Origin of the sequence: Streptomyces sp. NPDC047515 (assembly GCF_040643055.1) — a bacterium.
GTDB lineage: Bacteria > Actinomycetota > Actinomycetes > Streptomycetales > Streptomycetaceae > Streptomyces.
Window position 1 is genome coordinate 57,989 of record NZ_JBEYTM010000024.1, and the last position, 18,032, is coordinate 76,020.

Annotated in this window: 16 protein-coding genes; 12 read left to right on the forward strand and 4 right to left on the reverse strand. The window is 70.3% G+C overall.

From position 1 onward, the window contains the following. Window positions 1-46 precede the first annotated feature (46 nt). The 3 genes from ABZ826_RS20855 to ABZ826_RS20865 are packed head-to-tail and all read left to right on the forward strand — an operon-like array spanning window position 47 to window position 2,155. Entirely contained in the window at window positions 47-697 is a 651-nt protein-coding gene (locus tag ABZ826_RS20855; protein ID WP_361450093.1) for a TetR/AcrR family transcriptional regulator, read from the forward strand. Further along, a complete protein-coding gene (locus ABZ826_RS20860; protein ID WP_361450096.1) occupies window positions 694-1,566 on the forward strand; it encodes an alpha/beta hydrolase in 873 nt (290 codons plus the stop codon). Before ABZ826_RS20855 ends, ABZ826_RS20860 begins: the two co-directional genes overlap by 4 nt. Window positions 1,567-1,597: 31 nt before the next feature. After that, a complete protein-coding gene (locus tag ABZ826_RS20865) occupies window positions 1,598-2,155 on the forward strand; it encodes a DinB family protein (protein WP_361450099.1) in 558 nt (185 codons plus the stop codon). A 69-nt stretch (window positions 2,156-2,224) separates the two neighbouring features. Here ABZ826_RS20865 and ABZ826_RS20870 read toward each other — a convergent pair whose 3' ends face one another. Genes ABZ826_RS20870 through ABZ826_RS20880 form a run of 3 tightly spaced genes read right to left on the reverse strand, consistent with a single transcriptional unit; the run spans window position 2,225 to window position 4,590 of the window. Beyond that, window positions 2,225-2,629 (reverse strand): GntR family transcriptional regulator, encoded by a 405-nt coding sequence (locus ABZ826_RS20870; RefSeq protein ID WP_361450101.1) that lies wholly within the window; start codon window positions 2,627-2,629, stop codon window positions 2,225-2,227. A 45-nt stretch (window positions 2,630-2,674) separates the two neighbouring features. Continuing rightward, the gene (locus ABZ826_RS20875) at window positions 2,675-3,649 is read right to left on the reverse strand and encodes an ABC transporter permease subunit (protein ID WP_361450104.1); all 975 of its coding nucleotides are present in this window, start codon (window positions 3,647-3,649) and stop codon (window positions 2,675-2,677) included. After that, window positions 3,646-4,590 carry an ABC transporter ATP-binding protein gene (locus ABZ826_RS20880; protein ID WP_361450107.1) on the reverse strand — a complete coding sequence of 315 codons (945 nt, stop codon included), beginning with the start codon at window positions 4,588-4,590 and terminating at the stop codon, window positions 3,646-3,648. Before ABZ826_RS20880 ends, ABZ826_RS20875 begins: the two co-directional genes overlap by 4 nt. 217 nt (window positions 4,591-4,807) lie before the next feature. Here ABZ826_RS20880 and ABZ826_RS20885 point away from each other — a divergent pair, with 217 nt between their 5' ends. From ABZ826_RS20885 to ABZ826_RS20920, 8 genes are all read left to right on the forward strand, one after another. Next, a complete protein-coding gene (locus tag ABZ826_RS20885; protein ID WP_361450110.1) occupies window positions 4,808-5,641 on the forward strand; it encodes a M55 family metallopeptidase in 834 nt (277 codons plus the stop codon). Further along, complete coding sequence (locus ABZ826_RS20890) at window positions 5,634-6,977, forward strand: M20/M25/M40 family metallo-hydrolase (RefSeq protein WP_361450113.1); 1,344 nt, start codon at window positions 5,634-5,636, stop codon at window positions 6,975-6,977. The genes ABZ826_RS20885 and ABZ826_RS20890 overlap by 8 nt, the downstream gene beginning before the upstream one ends. A 22-nt stretch (window positions 6,978-6,999) precedes the next feature. After that, a complete protein-coding gene (locus tag ABZ826_RS20895; RefSeq protein WP_361450116.1) occupies window positions 7,000-8,988 on the forward strand; it encodes a prolyl oligopeptidase family serine peptidase in 1,989 nt (662 codons plus the stop codon). After that, window positions 8,985-9,929, forward strand: a complete 945-nt coding sequence (locus tag ABZ826_RS20900) for an LD-carboxypeptidase (protein WP_361450119.1) — start codon at window positions 8,985-8,987, stop codon at window positions 9,927-9,929. Before ABZ826_RS20895 ends, ABZ826_RS20900 begins: the two co-directional genes overlap by 4 nt. A 181-nt stretch (window positions 9,930-10,110) precedes the next feature. After that, window positions 10,111-11,886, forward strand: coding sequence for a CocE/NonD family hydrolase (locus tag ABZ826_RS20905; protein WP_361450212.1), 1,776 nt, complete (start codon window positions 10,111-10,113; stop codon window positions 11,884-11,886). A 108-nt stretch (window positions 11,887-11,994) separates the two neighbouring features. Beyond that, window positions 11,995-12,600, forward strand: coding sequence for a GNAT family N-acetyltransferase (locus ABZ826_RS20910; protein WP_361450122.1), 606 nt, complete (start codon window positions 11,995-11,997; stop codon window positions 12,598-12,600). A 110-nt stretch (window positions 12,601-12,710) separates the two neighbouring features. Then, a complete protein-coding gene (locus tag ABZ826_RS20915; protein ID WP_361450125.1) occupies window positions 12,711-13,712 on the forward strand; it encodes a LysR family transcriptional regulator in 1,002 nt (333 codons plus the stop codon). A gap of 68 nt (window positions 13,713-13,780) precedes the next feature. Continuing rightward, on the forward strand, window positions 13,781-14,323 hold the full coding sequence (locus ABZ826_RS20920) for a DapH/DapD/GlmU-related protein (protein WP_361450128.1): 543 nt from the start codon (window positions 13,781-13,783) through the stop codon (window positions 14,321-14,323). 413 nt (window positions 14,324-14,736) lie between these two features. On the opposite strand, the gene ABZ826_RS20925 is transcribed toward ABZ826_RS20920, so the two are convergent. Continuing rightward, entirely contained in the window at window positions 14,737-15,483 is a 747-nt protein-coding gene (locus ABZ826_RS20925; RefSeq protein WP_361450131.1) for a carbon-nitrogen hydrolase family protein, read from the reverse strand. A 502-nt stretch (window positions 15,484-15,985) separates the two neighbouring features. Between ABZ826_RS20925 and asnB the strand changes: the two genes are divergently transcribed. Further along, entirely contained in the window at window positions 15,986-17,833 is a 1,848-nt protein-coding gene (gene asnB, locus ABZ826_RS20930; RefSeq protein ID WP_361450134.1) for an asparagine synthase (glutamine-hydrolyzing), read from the forward strand. Window positions 17,834-18,032 lie beyond the last annotated feature (199 nt).

The window sequence follows — 18,032 nt, forward strand, 5'->3', positions numbered from 1 at the left end:
TGCCGTTTCGTTACGCGTATCGATATGGTGGTGGCATGGTGGTGGCATGGTGGTGGAGAAGGCAAACACTCCGAGGAACGGCCGTCCCAGGGCAGTGACGCTCGACGCGATCCTGGACGCGGCGACGGAGATCGCCGACGACCGCGGTCTCGACGCGGTGACCTTCCGCGTGGTCGCCGACCGGCTGGGTGTGTCACCGATGGCGATCCATCGCACGACGGGTGGCATCGACGCACTCCAGCACGCGCTGGTGTCCCGGATCGTCGGCGAGGTGACCCGCTCCGTGGACTGGCCGGACGAGTGGTGCGATGTCGTCCGGCTGTTCGCGGACACGCTGCACGACCTGCTCATGCGGCACCCGGTCGTCCTGGAGGCGCACCGCCGCGCCTCTCTCGTCGGACCCGGCGCGGACGATGTCGCGCTCAGGGTCGTCGCCGCTCTACGGGCCGCGGGGCTCGACGAGGCGTCCGCCGTGTACGCGTACGGCGCCCTGCACGACTTCGTCACCGGCCATGTGGCGATCCGCCTCGGCCGTGGCGATCCGGAACAGCTCCGGCTCCCGCCCGAGCGCCAGGCATTGTCGGTCTTCGCCGACCACCACGACTACGACCGTCGGTTCGCCTTCGGTCTCGACCTCGTCATCGGCGGGATCGCCGCCGCTGTCGCCACCTCCGTATCGCACGAGGAGCAGAGATGACCCCCTCCTTGCCGGATCTGCCCGAGACGGTCCGCCTGACGGCCCCCGGCGGGCGCCGCATCGAGTACTGCTCGTACGGGGACCCCGCCGCCCCGCCCGCGATCGTGCTCCACGGCACCCCCGGCAGCCGATACGAGGGTGTCGCGCTGCGGCAGGCCGCGACGGAGGCGGGCATCCGCCTCGTCTTCCCGGACCGCCCCGGATACGGCGGGACCGATCCCGTACCCGGTCGTGGCTTCGACCGCTGGAACGACGACTTCGTGGCCCTGCTCGATCACCTCGGCCACGAACGGGCCCCGCTCGTGGCGATCTCGGGCGGCGGCGGATACGCCCTGGCCGCGGCCCAGGCCCACCCCGGGCGCGTGTCGAAGCTGATCCTCGCGGCCGCTGCCGTTCCCGGAGCGCCCAAGGAGACGTACGCGCGCCGGATCCCCATCGTGAAGTGGCTCGACCGGATCGTCCGGTGGGCCCCGGCGGTCGGCCGGTCGATGCTCGCGGGGACCGGGATCTTCAAGGCCATGAGGAAGCGCGAGGCGAACTTCGACGCCTGGCCCCGGGCCGATCGACTGATCATGAGCACACCCGAGTTCGCGGCGCTGTCCGATCTGGACACGACCGAGGCCCGGCGTCAGGGCGGGGATGCGGCCGTGACGGATCTGGTCGGCTACTCCCGCCCGTTGCCGGACCCGCTGGGCTCCATCTCCGTACCCACCGTGTTCATTCACGGCGACGCCGACGGCAACGTGCCCATCGAGGTGGCGCGTTGGGCGCATGCGCAGATCGACGGCGCCGACCTGCACACCGTCCCCGACGGCGGGCACCTCTTCCTCCTCCTGGACGCGGGCCCGCTGATCCGGGAACTGACCTGACCGCGGTGCGCCCGGTGCGAGGATGACCGTCATGACATGGACGGCACCTCGCGTCGAACGCACGACGGCCGACGGCGACCAGTTGAACGTTCCGAGCACGGCGGACGAGCGGGCCATGCTGGAGGGGTGGCTCCGATGGCACCGGGAGACGCTGCTCACCAAGTGCGCCGGACTCGGCCCGGAGCAGCTGGCCCGCACCGCCGCCGAACCGTCGAACCTCACGCTCCTCGGCCTGGTCCGGCACATGGCGGAGATCGAACGCTGGTGGTTCCGGCGGAGTTTCGCGGGTGAGCCGATCGGTGACGTCTTCACCGGTCCCGACGACGGGGACGAGGGCATCGACGGTGTCGACGCCGCCCACGCGGAACGCGACTACGCCGTGTTCCGCGCCGAGGTCGAGGCCTGCGAGGCCGCCGTGGCGGGGCGCGGCCTCGACGAGACATTCCTGTCGACAACCCGTGGCCGGCTCGTCAGCCTCCGCTGGGTGTACCTGGTGATGATCCAGGAGTACGCCCGCCACAACGGCCACGCGGACCTGCTGCGCGAGCGGACCGACGGTGCCACGGGGGACTGTCCGGAACGGGATTGAACGCGGATCCGTACCACGGACGAGGACGAGGAGTACGAAATCGTCCCTCAAACGTCCCTCGATCGTCCCTCAGCCGTCCGTCCCGGACGGATACACGGCCGCGTAGGCCGACCGGAAGAGGGCGGTGACCTCCTGGCCGCTGAGCCCCTGGGAGCGTGCCTCGTCCAGCCACTGGGCCAGCGAGGTGCGCAACGGGGAGTCCGGACCCTCCTGCACCGGGGCGAGGGAGCGGGTGATGAAGGTGCCCGCCCCCTGCCTGACCTCGGCGAGGCCCGCGCGCTCCAGCTCGCGGTACGCCTTGAGGGTGGTGTTCGGGTTGACCTTGGTCTCCGCCGCCACCTGTGCGGCCGTGGGCAGCCGGTCGCCCTCCTCCAGGGCACCCATCCGCAGCGCCTGTTCGACCTGTCGCACGATCTGGAGGTACGTCGCCACTCCGCTGCGTCTGTCGATACGGAACACAACCACCGTCTTCACCTCCTGTTGGACTGCCGAAACGATATGTACCTGCGGTGACGGGTCCTAGAGGGGGCTCCGGGAGATCCGCCACAGGGCGAACGCGGTGAGCACGACGGTTGCCGCGAGCAGGATGCCCGCCCCGGTCCACTGCATGGCCTGCATCTGGTCGTAACCGAGGTACTTGTAGACGTTGTTGACGATGCCGTGCTCCTTGACGCAGGCGTTCGAGGCCGCCTCGGTCGTCTTGGCGCAGAGCCCCCAGCCGTAGAGATGGCCGTCGGCGGAGCCGACCCAGCGGTCCACCTCGTACGACTCGTTCAGCCGTGCGGGCATGTCGCCTTCGAGCGGGTAGGTGAGTATGCGCGACGGTGCGAGGTGCGCGAGCATCCGGTCCCAGACGATCCCGACGAACACGGTGACGAGGAACGTGACCGCCATGGACGTGAGGACGCGGCGCAGCAGCATGCCGACGGTGACACCGACGGCGGTCAGGAAGAGGCAGAGCGCGGGAAGCACCGGACCGGTGCTGTCGAAGATCGCCCCGTCCCACCACAGGCTGGAGAACACCGAACGGTACGGCTTCCACCACCAGGTGAAGAACGCCGAGAGCACCGCACCGGACAGGACGACGGCCGCGTAGCACCAGGCGAGCTTCACCGTCAGCCAGCGGCGGCGGGACACGGACTGGGTGGTGACCAGCTGCGCGGTGCCGTGCTCCTGATCGGTCGCGATCAGCGGGGCGCCGAGGAACACGGCGAGGACCACGGGCAGCGAACTCAGGCCCGTGAGAGTGAGGTCGACTGCCGTCGAGCTGAACGTCGGCTGGGCCAGATCCTTGTCCGGCCAGCCGAGCGCTGCGAGCTGGTCGCCCATCCTGCCGCGCTGGTACGCGAGCCAGATCGAGCCGAGGACCATCAGGGCGAGCAGGGTCAGCAGCGCGGCCCGGTGCTGCCGTGCGACGAGCCAGTGCACCCCGCGCAGCAGGCGGGTCCCCGGTGTCCGGTCGGTCCGGGAGGTGTCGGTCGGGGTGGCGCTCATGAGCTGTGGATCCCTTCGGACTCGATACGGGCACCGGGTGTGAACAGAGGAGGTGCCTGCGGCGAGCGGAGATGCGCCAGCAGCACTTCTTCCAGGCTGGGTTCTGCTACCACCCAGTCGGCCGGCAGCGGACCGTTCGGCCGTACCAGCGCGTGGAACTGCCTGCCCTGGACGCGGGACTCGATCACCGTGTGGGGTGCCAGCAGGTCGGCCGGATTCCCGTCGGGGGCGAGCCCGGTGACCAGCGAGTGTGCCGGAACGAGTGCGTCCGCGTCGCCGGCCATCCGGATCCTGCCGTCCGCGAGGACCAGCAGGTAGTCGCACATGTCCTCCAGCTCGGACAGCATGTGCGAGGACATCAGCACGGTGGTGCCGCGTTCGACGGCCTCCGACATCAGGAGGGTGCTCATGTCGTGACGGGCGAGCGGGTCGAGGTCGGACATCGGTTCGTCGAGCAGCAGCAGGTCGGGCCGCTTGCCGAAGGCGAGGGCGAACGCGACACGGGTGCGCTGACCACCGGAGAGGGTGCCGACCCGGGCGTCCATGGCCACCTGGCCCGACCGTACGATCCGCTCCGCCGCGGCCATGTCCCAGCCGGGGTTGAGCTCGCTGCCCATGCGCAGGGTCTCCGCCACGGTGAACCGCTTGAACAGCGGCTTGTCCTGCCCGAGGAACGCGAATCGCGGCATCGCCGCGGGATCGTCCACCGGAACGCCGAAGATGCGGAGTTCACCCTCCGTCGGCTGCACCTGCCGGGTCGCGAGACCCAGCAGGGTGCTCTTGCCCGCTCCGTTGGGGCCGACGAGACCGCAGATCCGTCCGACCGGCAGCCGGAACGAGCAGTCGCGCAACGCCCAGCCGCGGCGGTAGCGCTTACCCAGGCCGCGGGCCTCCAGAGCCCCGGCGCCGGACGTGCCGCCCGGGGTGAATGTGTCTGCCATGCACTTCGCCTCAATTCCATTAGTCAATTAATGGAATCATGGTCTGCGTGCGAGAAGGCTGTCAAGGCGACGAGGGTCGGCCCGGCCGACGGCCGGGCGTGAAGTGTCCGGAATGCGTCTGATGGGGGTGTGGGTCGCACTCTCTTCGGAGGACTGGACCATTGAACGTATCTGTGGCTCTGGCCTGGCGGTTCTTCGGCGCGTAGCGTGACCCCGCATGAAGATCCTGATCAGCGCGGACATGGAAGGTGCCACCGGCGTGACCTGGCCGGCCGATGTGCTGCCGGGCACCCCGCAGTGGGAGCGATGCCGCGCCATGTTCACCTCCGACGTGAACGCGGCGGCGCTCGGCTTCTACGACGGCGGCGCCGACGAGGTGCTCGTCAACGAGGCCCACTGGTCCATGCGCAACCTCCTGCTGGAGCGGCTGGACGACCGGGTCCAGATGCTCACCGGCAGGCACAAGCCCCTCTCCATGGTGGAAGGCGTCCAGCACGGCGATGTCGACGCCATCGCCTTCGTCGGCTACCACACGGGCGCCGGCACGGAGGGGGTGCTCGCCCACACCTATCTGGCGAACTCCCTCACCGGGGTCTGGCTCAACGGCGTCCGGGCGAGCGAGGGGCTGCTCAACGCACATGTCGTGGCCGAGTACGGCGTTCCCGTCATCCTCGTCACCGGCGACGACCTGACCTGTGCGGACGCGCAGGGGTACGCCCCCAAGGCGCGCAAGGTCGCCGTGAAGGACTATGTGTCGCGGTACGCCGCGGTGTGCCGCACCCCGGCCCGTACCGCCGCCGACATCCGCGCGGCGGCCAAGGACGCGACCGGGCTGGCGGTGCGCCACACCCCGGTGGAGGGCGGCCCCTTCACCGTCGAGCTGGAATTCGACGCCGAGCACCTGGCCGGCGCGGCCACCGTCGTCCCCGGCGTGGCACCCAGCGGCGAACGGCGCGTCGCCTACACCAGCGAGACGATGTACGAAGCAATCCGCACGTTCAAGGCGGTGACCACCATCGTGTCGTCCGCCGTGGAGGAACAGTATGGCTGAGGCGACCGACCCCCGGCAGAGCGTCGACGAGCGGGCGCTCGACGAATCGGTGACGTTCACCTCCGAGCTGATCCGGATCGACACCACCAACCGCGGCGGCGGCGACTGCCGGGAACGCCCGGCCGCCGAGTACGTCGCCGAGCGGCTGGCCGACGCCGGACTCGAACCCACCCTCCTGGAGCGCAGCCCGGGACGCACCAACGTGGTGGCCCGGATCGAGGGCACCGATCCGTCCGCCGACGCCCTGCTCGTGCACGGCCATCTCGACGTCGTCCCGGCCGAGGCCGACGACTGGACCGTGCACCCCTTCTCCGGGGAGGTCCGCGACGGTGTCGTCTGGGGGCGCGGCGCCATCGACATGAAGAACATGGACGCGATGGTCCTGGCCGTCGTCCGGGCCTGGGCGCGGGCCGGTGTCCGGCCCCGTCGCGACATCGTGATCGCGTACACCGCCGACGAGGAGGCCAGCGCCGAGGACGGCTCGGGCTTCCTCGCCGACCGGCACGCCGGGCTCTTCGAAGGGTGTACGGAGGGCATCAGCGAATCCGGTGCCTTCACCTTCCACGCCGGACCCTCCATGCCGCTCTACCCGATCGCCGCGGGCGAGCGCGGAACGGCCTGGCTCAAGCTCACCGCACACGGCAAGGCGGGGCACGGATCCAAGGTCAACAAGGCCAACGCGGTCAGCACACTCGCCGCGGCCGTCGCCCGGATCGGCGGGCACGAATGGCCGATCCGGCTCACCCCGACGGTCCGCGCCGCGCTCACCGAGATCGCCGCGCTGCACGGCATCCACCCCGACCTCGACGCTCCCGGCTTCGACGTGGACGAACTGCTCGGCAAGCTCGGCCCGGCCGCCGCCCTGGTCGAGCCGACCGTCCGCAACAGCTCCAACCCGACCATGCTGGACGCCGGGTACAAGGTCAACGTGATCCCGGGCCACGCCACCGCGTACATCGACGGCCGGATGGTGCCCGGCGGCGAGGACGAGTTCCACGCCACTCTGGACCGGCTGACCGGACCCGATGTCGACTGGGAGTTCCACCATCGCGAGGTCCCGCTGGAGGCGCCGGTCGACTCGCCGACCTTCGCGAAGCTGCGCGCCGCGATCGAGCGCTTCGACCCGGACGGCCATGCCGTGCCGTACTGCATGTCGGGCGGCACGGACGCCAAGCAGTTCTCCCGGCTCGGCATCGTCGGCTACGGCTTCTCACCGCTGAAGCTGCCCGTCGGCTTCGATTACCAGGCGCTGTTCCACGGCGTCGACGAACGCGTCCCCGTCGAAGCGCTGCACTTCGGCGTCCGCGTCCTCGATCACTATCTGCGCACGGCCTGACCCGCTACGGGGGGAATTCATCATGGTGTCCACAGGGGCCTACGGAACCTGGCCGTCACCGATCGACGCACGGCTCGCGGCGTCGCACGACGGCCGCCCGGAGTACGTCGGCGTGGTCGGCGACGAGGTGTGGTGGACGGAGCCGCGCCCTGCCGAGGCGGGCCGCCGCGCCCTGGTCCGCCGCCGGGCGGACGGGACCACCGGCACCGCGCTGCCCGCTCCGTGGAACGTACGGAGCCGCGTCATCGAGTACGGCGGACAGCCCTGGGCGGGGGCCGAACGCGCCGAGGGGGGCCCGCTGATCGTCTTCGTCGACTTCGCCGACCAGCGGCTGTACGCCTACGCCCCCGACGGATCCGGTGAACCCCGGCCGCTGACCCCGGTCTCACCCGTCGGCGGCGGGCTGCGCTGGGTCGACCCGCAGCTCCACCTCGACCGGGGCGAGCAGGGCGAGGTCTGGTGCGTCCTGGAGGAGTTCACCGGCGAGGCACCCACCGAACTGCGCCGGGTGCTCGCCGCCGTACCCCTGGACGGCTCCGCGGCCGACGACCGTTCGGCGGTACGTGAACTCACCGACGACAGCCATCGGTTCGTCACCGGACCGAAGCTCTCGCCCGACGGACGGCGGGCGGCCTGGATCGCCTGGGACCACCCGCGCATGCCGTGGGACGGCACCGAGGTGATGCTGGCGGACGTCGCCGAGGACGGTACGTTCCAGCATGCCTGGAGCTTCGGCGGCGGCCCCGAGGAGTCGGTTCCGCAGATCGAGTGGGGTGCCGACGGGCAGCTGCTCTTCGCCAGTGACCGCAGCGGCTGGTGGAACCTGTACCGCGCCGACCCGCACCGGGGCGTGGTGGCGCTCCGTCCCCGGGAACAGGAGTTCGCCGGACCGCTCTGGAAGATCGGCCTCAGCTGGTTCCGGCCCCTGGAGAACGGCCTGATCGCCACCGTCCACGGCCGGGGCACCACCACGCTCGGCATCCTCGACCCGGAGACCGGCGAACTCGTCGACGTCGCCGGGCCCTGGACCGAATGGGCCGAGTCGCTCGCCGTGCACGGCAGCCGGGCCATCGGCATCGCCGCGAGCCCGTACAGCGCCTACGAGGTCGTCGAACTGGACACCGCGACAGGCCGCACCCGGATCATCGGCACACCGCACAAGGACGCCGTCGACCCCGCGTACTACCCGCAGCCCGACGACCGCACCTTCACCGGGCCCGACGGGCGCGAGATCCACGCCCACATCTACCCGCCCCGGAACCCCGACCGGACCGGTCCCGAAGGTGAACTGCCGCCCTATGTGGTCTGGGCGCACGGCGGTCCCACCGGCCATGCCGCGCTCGTACTCGACCTGGAGATCGCCTACTTCACCTCGCGCGGCATCGGTGTCGCCGAGGTCGACTACGGCGGCTCCACGGGCTACGGCAGGACCTACCGCAACCGGCTGCGCGAACAGTGGGGCGTCGTCGACGTCGAGGACTGCGCGGCCGTCGCCGAGGCGCTGGCCGCCGAGGGCACGGCCGACCGGCGGCGGCTCGCCATCCGGGGCGGCAGCGCCGGCGGCTGGACCACCGCGGCCTCGCTGACCGGCACCGATGTCTACGCCTGCGGCACGATCATCTACCCGATCCTCGATCTGACCGGCTGGGGCACCGACGAGACCCATGACTTCGAGTCGCAGTACCTGGAATCCCTGGTCGGCCCGATCGCCGAAGTCCCGGCCCGCTACTGCGAACGGTCGCCGGTCAGCCGCACCGAGCGGCTGACCGCCCCCTTCATCCTGCTCCAAGGGCTGGACGACCCGATCTGCCCGCCCGTCCAGTGCGAGCGGTTCCTGGACCGGGTCGAAGGGCGCGGCATCCCGCACGCGTACCTCACCTTCGAGGGGGAGGGGCACGGGTTCCGGCGCGCCGACACCATGATCCGTGCTCTGGAGGCCGAACTCTCCCTGTACGGCCAGACCTTCGGCATCGACTGTCCCGACGTACCGCGACTGGAGCTGAAGAAGTGACCCTAGCCCCCCTGACCCGACCGGCCCGGCTGCGTCCGGGTGCCAGGATCGCCGTCGTGTCCCCGAGCGGACCGGTGCCCGCCGACCGTCTCGACGCGGGCCTGGACGTACTGCGCGGCTGGGGCCTGGTCCCCGTCGAAGCGCCCCATGCGCGCGCTCTGCACCCGGAGTTGGACTATCTCGCGGGCACGGACGAGGAGCGGGCCCGGGATCTCCAGGAGGCCTGGTGCGATCCGTCCGTCGACGCGGTGATCTGCGCCCGCGGAGGATACGGCGTGCACCGCATGGTCGACCTGGTGGACTGGGCGGCGATGCGCGCGGCCGGGCCCAAGGTGTTCGTCGGCTACAGCGACATCACGGTGCTCCACGAGGCGTTCGCCCGGCGCATGGGCCTCGCCACCCTGCACGGCCCGATGGCCGGCACCGAGACCTTCCTCAAGGACCCGGACACCCAGGAGTCCCTGCGGGCCACCCTGTTCGAGCCCGATTCGGTGCGTACCCTCGGCCTTCCCTCGGCCCGGGTACTGGTCCCCGGCAGGGCCCGCGGCATCACCTACGGCGGATGCGTGAGCCTGCTCGCCGCCGACATCGGCACCCCGCACGCCCGGACGTCGGCCGACGGCGGGCTGCTGCTGATCGAGGACACCACCGAGGACCCCTACAACATCGACCGCATCCTCACCCAACTGCTGCGGGCGGGGGCGCTCGACGGGGTGTCCGGGGTAGCCTGCGGTTCCTGGGCGGGTTGCGGTCCGTACGAGGAGGTGCGGGCGGTCCTCGCCGACCGGCTCGGCCCACTGGGCGTGCCCGTCGTCGAGGAGCTGGGCTTCGGGCACGGGCCGACCGCGCTGACGATTCCGCTCGGAGTGCCCGCCGTGCTGGACGCGCCGGCCGACGGCGGCCCGGCCACACTCACCGTCGAGGTACCCGCGCTGACCTGAATGGCGGGAAATCGCGAAGAAGTTGAGCATCCTTCAGGAAACGGGGTCCTGAGCGTTGACATCACCATGACACGCGTCACAGCATGAGCGCGGCCCAGTACTTACTGGTCGGTAAGATGCTCTCGGTGTGGAGGCTTTCGTGTCACGTGCTGTTTCCCGCTCCCGGTCCGGGCACCGGACGCTGTCCCGGAAGTCGGTCGCGTACGCGGCCGGAGCCGCGCTCGCCGCACCGCTGTTCCTCGGCGGTGCGGCGCACGCGAGCGCCGGCGAGAGCTCCCCGTACACCGTCACCCCGCTGAAGTTCACCCTTCAGGCGGGCGGCCGGTCCTGCACCGTGGACGCCGATCTGTACCGTCCTGCCGGGGTCGACGCCCAGCACCCCGCCCCCGCCGTGCTCGCCACCAACGGCTTCGGCGGCAGTAAATCCGACGGTTCGACCGACGCCATCGGCAAGGCATTCGCCTCCCGCGGCTACGTCGGCCTCGTCTACTCCGGTCTCGGCTTCGGCAGGTCCGGCTGCCTCATCACGCTCGACGACCCGGCCATCGACGGGAAGGCCGCCGCCGGACTCATCGACTTCCTCGCCGGAACGCGCTCCGCCGACGACGGCACCAAGGCCGACTACGTCACCAAGGACGGCACGGGCGACCCCAGGGTCGGCATGATCGGCGGCTCGTACGGCGGCGCCATCCAGATGGCGACCGGGGCCGTCGACCATCGCGTCGACGCCCTCGTGCCGCTGGTCACCTGGAACGACCTCGCCTACGCACTCGCTCCCAACAACGCCGGTACGCGCGAGGGAGTCTCGTCCGACACCGCCGGTGTCTTCAAGTGGCAGTGGACCAACGGCTTCTATCTGATGGGGGAGGGGCAGACGATCCTCAACGCGAGCCTCGACCCGTCCCGGTTCGGCAGCCTCACCTGCCTGCACTTCGCGGCGCAGGCCTGCGACACCATCCGGCTGCTCAACTCCGGCCGCTACCCCGCGGACCGGACCGCCGCGATGCTCGACTACGCGCGCAGCGTGTCGCCCGTCGACTACCTCAGCAGGGTCAAGGCGCCCACCCTGCTCGTCCAGGGCCAGACCGACAGCCTGTTCAACCTGAACGAGGCCACCGCCACGTACCGGACCCTCAAGGCCCAGGGCACCACGACCAAGATGATCTGGCAGGCCTGGGGACACAGCGGCGGGCAGGCACCCGGTGAACTCGACCTGGGCAAGGGCAATCTGGAGACCAGTTACGTCGGACAGCGCGTCCTCGCCTGGTTCGACCGCTACCTCCAGCACAGGAAGAACACCGACACCGGACCGGAGTTCGCCTACTACCGGGACTGGAAGAGCGGTTACGGCACCGCCACCGGCGTACCGGCCCCGAGCCGGAAGATGTACCTCTCCGGCGACGGCAAGCTCGTAGACAACCGGTCCAAGGTCACCCGGGGCAGCCGCCAGTACGCCAACTGGCTCGTGCCGACCAGTCACTCGGAGAGTTCGCTCGCCGGACTCATCGGCCTGCCCGACCCCGAGCCGTACGACATCAAGGGCACCTATCTGGGCTGGAGCAGTGCCCCGCTGACGGCCGCCGTGGACGTCGTCGGTGCGCCGAAGGCCACGCTGAAGGTCGTCTCGCCGAAGACGGAGCGGGTGCAGAACAGCGGGGACGCCGCCGACAAGCTCGTGCTGTTCGCCAAGGTGTACGACGTGGCACCGGACGGCTCCAGGACGCTGGTGAACCGGCTCGTCTCCCCGGTGCGCGTGCCGGACGTCACCCGCTCGTTCACCGTGCAGCTGCCGGGGATCGTCCACCGGTACGAGGCGGGCCACCGGCTCGAATTCGTCATCGCGGCCAGCGACGGCGCCTACTCGGGCAACCGCGGCATCAAGCCGGTCACGGTGGTCAGTGCCCCCGAGGACACCGGTGTGCTGGAGCTTCCGGTGGTCGGTGACCGGGGCGAGTGACCCGCCGAGGGCGGCATCACACCGGCGCGGCCCCGACTGCTCCGACTGTCCGAGGCGCGCCTGCGCGACGGACCGCCGGCGCTCGTGATCAGCCCTTAGGCTGGCCGGATGACTGGAACCGACTACCTGGCCGAGGGACGGCGCACGGCGATCCGCCCTTACACGCAAGCGGACGCCGAGGAGTTCACCACCCGTGCGCGGGAGAGCCGGGGGCTGCACAGTCCCTGGCTCTCCCCGCCCGCCGACGCCCGCTCGTACGAGGCCTACGCGGGCCGGATGATCGATGACCCCACGAAGGCCGGATTCCTCGTCTGCGAGCGCGACGGCGGCGAGGGCGGGCGCGGCGAGCGGGACGGCGGTGAGGGCGGGGCCGACGGCGGGATCGCGGGTTTCATCAACATCAACAACATCGTCCGCGGCGGGTTCCTCTGCGGCGCGCTCGGATACGGGGCCTTCGCTCAGGCGGCGGGGCGCGGGCTGATGAGCGAAGGGCTGGAACTGGTCCTGCGGCACGCCTTCGGACCGCTCGGCCTGCACCGGCTCGAAGCCAACATCCAGCCCGGCAACGAAGGTTCGCTCGCCCTCGTGCGACGGGCCGGATTCCGTCTCGAAGGATTCTCGCCGGACTTCCTCTTCATCGACGGTGCCTGGCGAGACCACGAGCGGTGGGCGATCACGGCCGAGATGGTGAGCCAGGACGGCGACCAGTCGTAGGAGGCCAGGACGGTGCTGACGCTTGCGCCGAGTGCAGCACCCGGACCGCGATGAAACAACCGATCCTGCGCGAGCCACAACGATTGGTTGGGCACGCCTACGATGGACCAGTGGACACCGAAGCACTGCGATCGTTCGTCCGGGCGGCCGAGCTCGGACAGTTCCAACATGCGGCCGATGAGCTGGGCGTGACACAGCAGGCAGTCTCCAAGCGGATCGCCGCCCTGGAGCACGAGCTGGACGTGCGACTGTTCACACGTACCGCCCGAGGGGTTGAGCTGACGCTCGATGGTCAGGCGTTTCTCCCCCACGCGCGCAGCATCGTCGCGGGTGTCGAGCGTGCCATCACCGCGGTCAGGCCGGGCTCCCGGGCCCTTCGGATCGACGTTCTCGGTTTGCGAAGCGCGCAGGCCGTGGTTCTGCACGACTACTGGCGGTCGCGTCCCGAAACCGATCTCGACGTGGTGACGCTCAGAGTCGACGACCCACGTGTGGCGGTCGCCGCCGTCGAAGCGGGCGACATCGACGCCTCGTTCCGCTCCGTCACCGACCCGGCCACACTGCCGCCCGGCGTGCGAATGATCCACGCGTTCGACTCCCCGCTGGAACTTCTCGTCGGCCCGAGACATCCGCTCGCCTCCGCGCGAAGACTGACGCCGCGGCAGCTGCGTAAGCACCGGATCTGGGTGCCGGGTATCGCGCCCCGTAGCGAATGGGCGGAGTTCTACGATCAGCTCGCCACCCACTTCGACCTGCGTATCGACGCCGCAGGCCCGCACTTCGGAGACGAAGTACTCCTGGACACCCTCGCGGACTCCGCGGACGTGGCCACCCTCGTTGGGGCACGCGACCGGTACATCTGGCCGACGAACTACGACCTGCGTCGCATCCCTGTCGTGAATCCGACCCTCGCATACCCACTCTCGCTCATCCTCCCCAGAACGAATCCACACCCAGGACTTCGTGGCATCATCACCCACCTCGGAAGCCTGCCAAGGGTCCCTGAGACGGCCTGGCTCCCGTCCTGGGCAACGACGCCACGACGCGGCGACAGCGACATCGCGCATGCTCGCAGGTCCCACCCCGGCAAAGGTGACTCGACCGGCTGCTGACAGCCGCCTCCACCAGCGCCCAAGGGCGAGTCTCATCCAGTTACCGGTACACCAGAAAGGGTTGTGGCATGTCGAGCGACCGTCTCATGCGCATTCACAGCGCAGAGTTCCAGGCCATGGCCGAGAGGGTCCTGCGGGTCACCGAGCTCACCTCCCGCCTGAACGTCCTGCCTTTCGAGGACGAAGAAGGCAAGGCGGAACTTTTCGAACAGATTCTCGGCAAGCCGCTGCCGCCGAGAGTCACGATCTATCCTCCCTTCTACACGGAACACGGTCTCCACCTCGACCTCGCCGAGCGCGTGTTCATCAACCAGAACTGCACGTTCCTGGACTACGCCGGCATCCGGCTCGGTGAGCGCGTGATGGTCGGCCCGAAGGTCACGTTCATCACCAGCGGCCACCCGGTTGATCCCGAGGAGCGGCGGCTGTACCTCACCGGCGCGCCCATCGACGTGGCGGAGAACGTGTGGATCGGTGCCGGTGCCACGATCCTGCCCGGCGTCAGCATCGGCCGTGATGCCGTGGTCGCCGCCGGCGCGGTCGTGGCCGATGACGTTCCGCCGGCAAGCCTGGTGACCGGCACCAAAGCCACCGTGCACCGACGGTGGTGACGACCTCTGCGGGACCACACCGAGTCCCGCACCAGGGGCAGTCATCAACCACATCGCAAGTCCGGCGAGCCTCCCCGGGACAACTGGCTCCCGTCCTGGGCGACGAACCACGTCGCGGCCACCGTCGCATTGCCTCGGAGCCTGTCGGGCGGCCTCTGATCGGGCGGCCACGCCCTGGCACGCACTCCCCCAAGGCCTTGAGGGCCGGGGGGACCCCCTCCCGCGTTGCCGAAATGCCCTGGTAGCTCCATCCCCGAGCTCTCAGCTTCGTTCGAGCAGGGGAGACCCCGTCCGAGGACATCCCGGCGCCTTGGAATCGCACGCACCAGACCGCGTCCGCTGTCCGATCGAAGGCCGCCCGACAGGCTCTCAGACGGCCACTGACTCCCGAAAGCCCAGGCACGTTGCCGGCATCACCCACTGAGCCTGCGCGCCTGGGCGACGGCCCGGCCCGTGCTGAGGGTCGTGGACACCACGGCGCCCGGTTCGGGCCCGGCCTGCACGGCCGGGGTCCCGTCCGGTGCCCAGATGCCGGAGCCGCCCGACGTGTGGGCGTACACCCCGCTCGGTCCCGCCGAGGTGGCCAGCACCACCCACACGTCATGGGCGAGCGCCGACCGGCTCATGTGCCCGTCCCGCCGAGCGGCCTGCTCGGGCCCGGAACCGTACAGCGTGCTCGCCACGTATGCGTCGATGCCCAGTGCGGCCGTGGCCGCGGCGTGCTCGGGAACGGCGGCGTCGTAACACACCGCCAGCCCGAGCCGCAGCCCGTCGACGACCAGGACCTCGGGCCGCTCACCGGGGGCGAAGCGGTCGGACTCCGCACCGTGCAGCCACATCTTGCGGTAGACGACGGCGGCACCCTCGCCGGTCACGGCCAGGGTGGCGATGTGTTCACGCCCGTCCGCCGCGCGCACCGGCGCCCCGACCAGGGCCGTCGCCCCCGACTCGTGGCACGTCGTGACGAGCGGGCGCAGGCGCGGGTCGTCGGGGGACACGGCAGGAGCAGCGAGGTCGTAGCCCGTGAGGGACAGTTCCGGGAAGACGACCAGTCGTGCCCCCGACCGGCTGACCGCCTCCGCGTGGGCCGCGGCGTTGGCGGCGATGTCGAGAGGGGCGCAGCCGGGCTGGGCGACGGCGACAGTGAGCGGCAGGGGCACGCGGTACTCCGGATCAGCCGGTCGGCCGGGTGTCCCCGGCGGCGGACCGCCCGGGACACCGCAGGTCACCGACGTGGACAAGGTCCTGACCAGCCTATCGAGCGGGTCCGCCGGACAGGTCACCCGGATCAGTCACCCTGATCGGCCGTACCGGACCGTCCGCAGACCGCCGAGTGCCCTCCACCGGCTCATCCCGGGGTTGGGAAAGTCTTTGCCCGTGGCTGATTCGGGCCGCCTTCGGAGCCCGCGGGCCCTTTCCTTACGGGCTGCGAAGCATGGTGGTCCCGTATAGGAAGGGGAAAGCGGCGGCCGAAAGTACGAGGAGCCGGCCTCCATCCATGTGACGACCGTGTTGACCGTACGCAATCGCAGGCACAGGCTCGATACATAGCTGCTGGATACAACTGGTTCTGCCGGGCCTCCGCCTTCGGCATGCCGCCCAAGGGACGGCACCGTGCGTACGGACCGCTCTCCCGGCCGGGACCGAATCGGGAGGACGCGTATGTGTGGCATTGCCGGCTGGGTCTCGTTCGACCGCGATCTGCGGGCAGCCGCGGACATGGCGACGCTGGACGCGATGACGGAGACCATGGCCTGCCGGGGCCCCGACGACCGGGGCACCTGGACGGCCGAACACGCGGGGCTCGGTCACCGTCGGCTCGCGATCATCGACCTGCCCGGCGGACGCCAGCCCATGACGGTCGGCACACCGGAGGGCGATGTCGCCCTGGTCTACTCCGGCGAGGCGTACAACTTCACTGAACTGCGCACGGAACTGACCGCCCGCGGGCACCGCTTCCTCACCGACTCGGACACCGAGGTCGTCCTGCACGGTTACCTGGAGTGGGGCGAGTCCCTCGCCGAACGGCTCAACGGCATGTATGCCTTCGCCCTCTGGGACGGCCGCCACGACAAGCTCGTCATGATCCGCGACCGGATGGGCGTCAAGCCCTTCTACTACTGGCCGACGGCCGACGGAGTGCTCTTCGGCTCGGAACCCAAGGCCATCCTGGCCAACCCGCTGGCCCGGCCCCGCGTGACCCTCGACGGGCTCCGGGAGCTCTTCACCCTCGTCAAGACCCCCGGCCACGCCGTGTGGGACGGCATGTACGAGGTGCAGCCCGGCACGGTCGTCACCGTCGACCGCGGCGGTCTGCGCCGGCACGTCTACTGGCGGCTGGAGACCCGCCCGCACACCGACGACCAGGACACCTCGGTCGCCCGGGTGCGGACGCTGCTCGACGACATCGTGCGCCGGCAACTGGTCTCCGACGTACCCCGCTGCGTCCTGCTCTCCGGCGGCCTCGACTCGTCCGCGGTCACCCTGCTCGCCGCCCAACAGCTCGCCAGGAGCGGTGAGAAGGTCCGCACCTTCGCCGTCGACTTCGTCGGGCGGACCGAGAACTTCGTGGCCGACGAACTGCGCACCACTCCCGACACCCCGTTCGTTCACGACGTGGCACGGGAGGCGGGCACCATCCACCGTGACATCGTGCTCGATCCGGACGCCCTCGCTGACCCCGAGGTGCGCGCCCGGATGATCAGGGCCCGGGACATCCCGATGGGTCTCGGCGACATGGACGCCTCGCTCTACCTGCTCTTCCGGGCCATCCGCGAACACTCGACCGTCGCGCTGTCCGGGGAGTCGGCCGACGAGGTGTTCGGCGGCTACCTCCAGTTCTTCGACGAGGAGGCCCGGAAAGCCGACACGTTCCCCTGGCTGGTGCGTTTCGCCGAGCACTTCGGCGAGGACGCGGGCATGCTCCGCGACGACGTGAACCAGGCACTCGGCCTGCGGGCGTACATCCGCGACAGCTACGACTCCGCCGTCGCCGGCATCGAACGGCTCACCGGCGAGAGCGACTTCGAGTACCGCATGCGCAAAATCTGCCACCTCCACCTGACCCGGTTCGTTCGCATCCTGCTCGACCGCAAGGACCGCGCGAGCATGGCCGTCGGCCTGGAGGTCCGGGTGCCGTTCTGCGACCACCGGCTCGTCGAGTACGTCTACAACACCCCCTGGGCCCTGAAGTCCTTCGACGGCAGGGAGAAGAGCCTGCTGCGCGAGGCCACCGCGGACCTGCTGCCCCGGTCCGTGTACGAGCGGACCAAGAGCCCCTATCCGTCGACCCAGGACCCGAAGTACGCCGTCGCACTCCAGGAGCACGCCCGCGACCTGCTCGCGCGCCCGGACCACCGGGTCTTCGACCTCATCGACCGTGACCGGCTGCAACGGGTGGCCGAACACGACGCGCCCGGGATCACCTCGGCCTCCCGTCGTGGGCTGGAGCGCACCCTGGACCTCGCGATGTGGCTGGACATGTACGAGCCGGAGATGGACCTCGGCTGAGCGGGCCGGTACCGGCGCATCCTCTTCCAGGGAGCCCACTCCCCGGAAGAGGCCGGGCCGGTTCCCGCCCCGAGCAGCCAGGTCGGCACGGATGAGCGAGACGACGATGTCCACCGTCGAGCGCCCAGGCCACGGCGACGGGGACGAGACACACGCGAAACAGCGTGGGGAGAGGTCCCGGGTGGCACGTTCGTGGCCT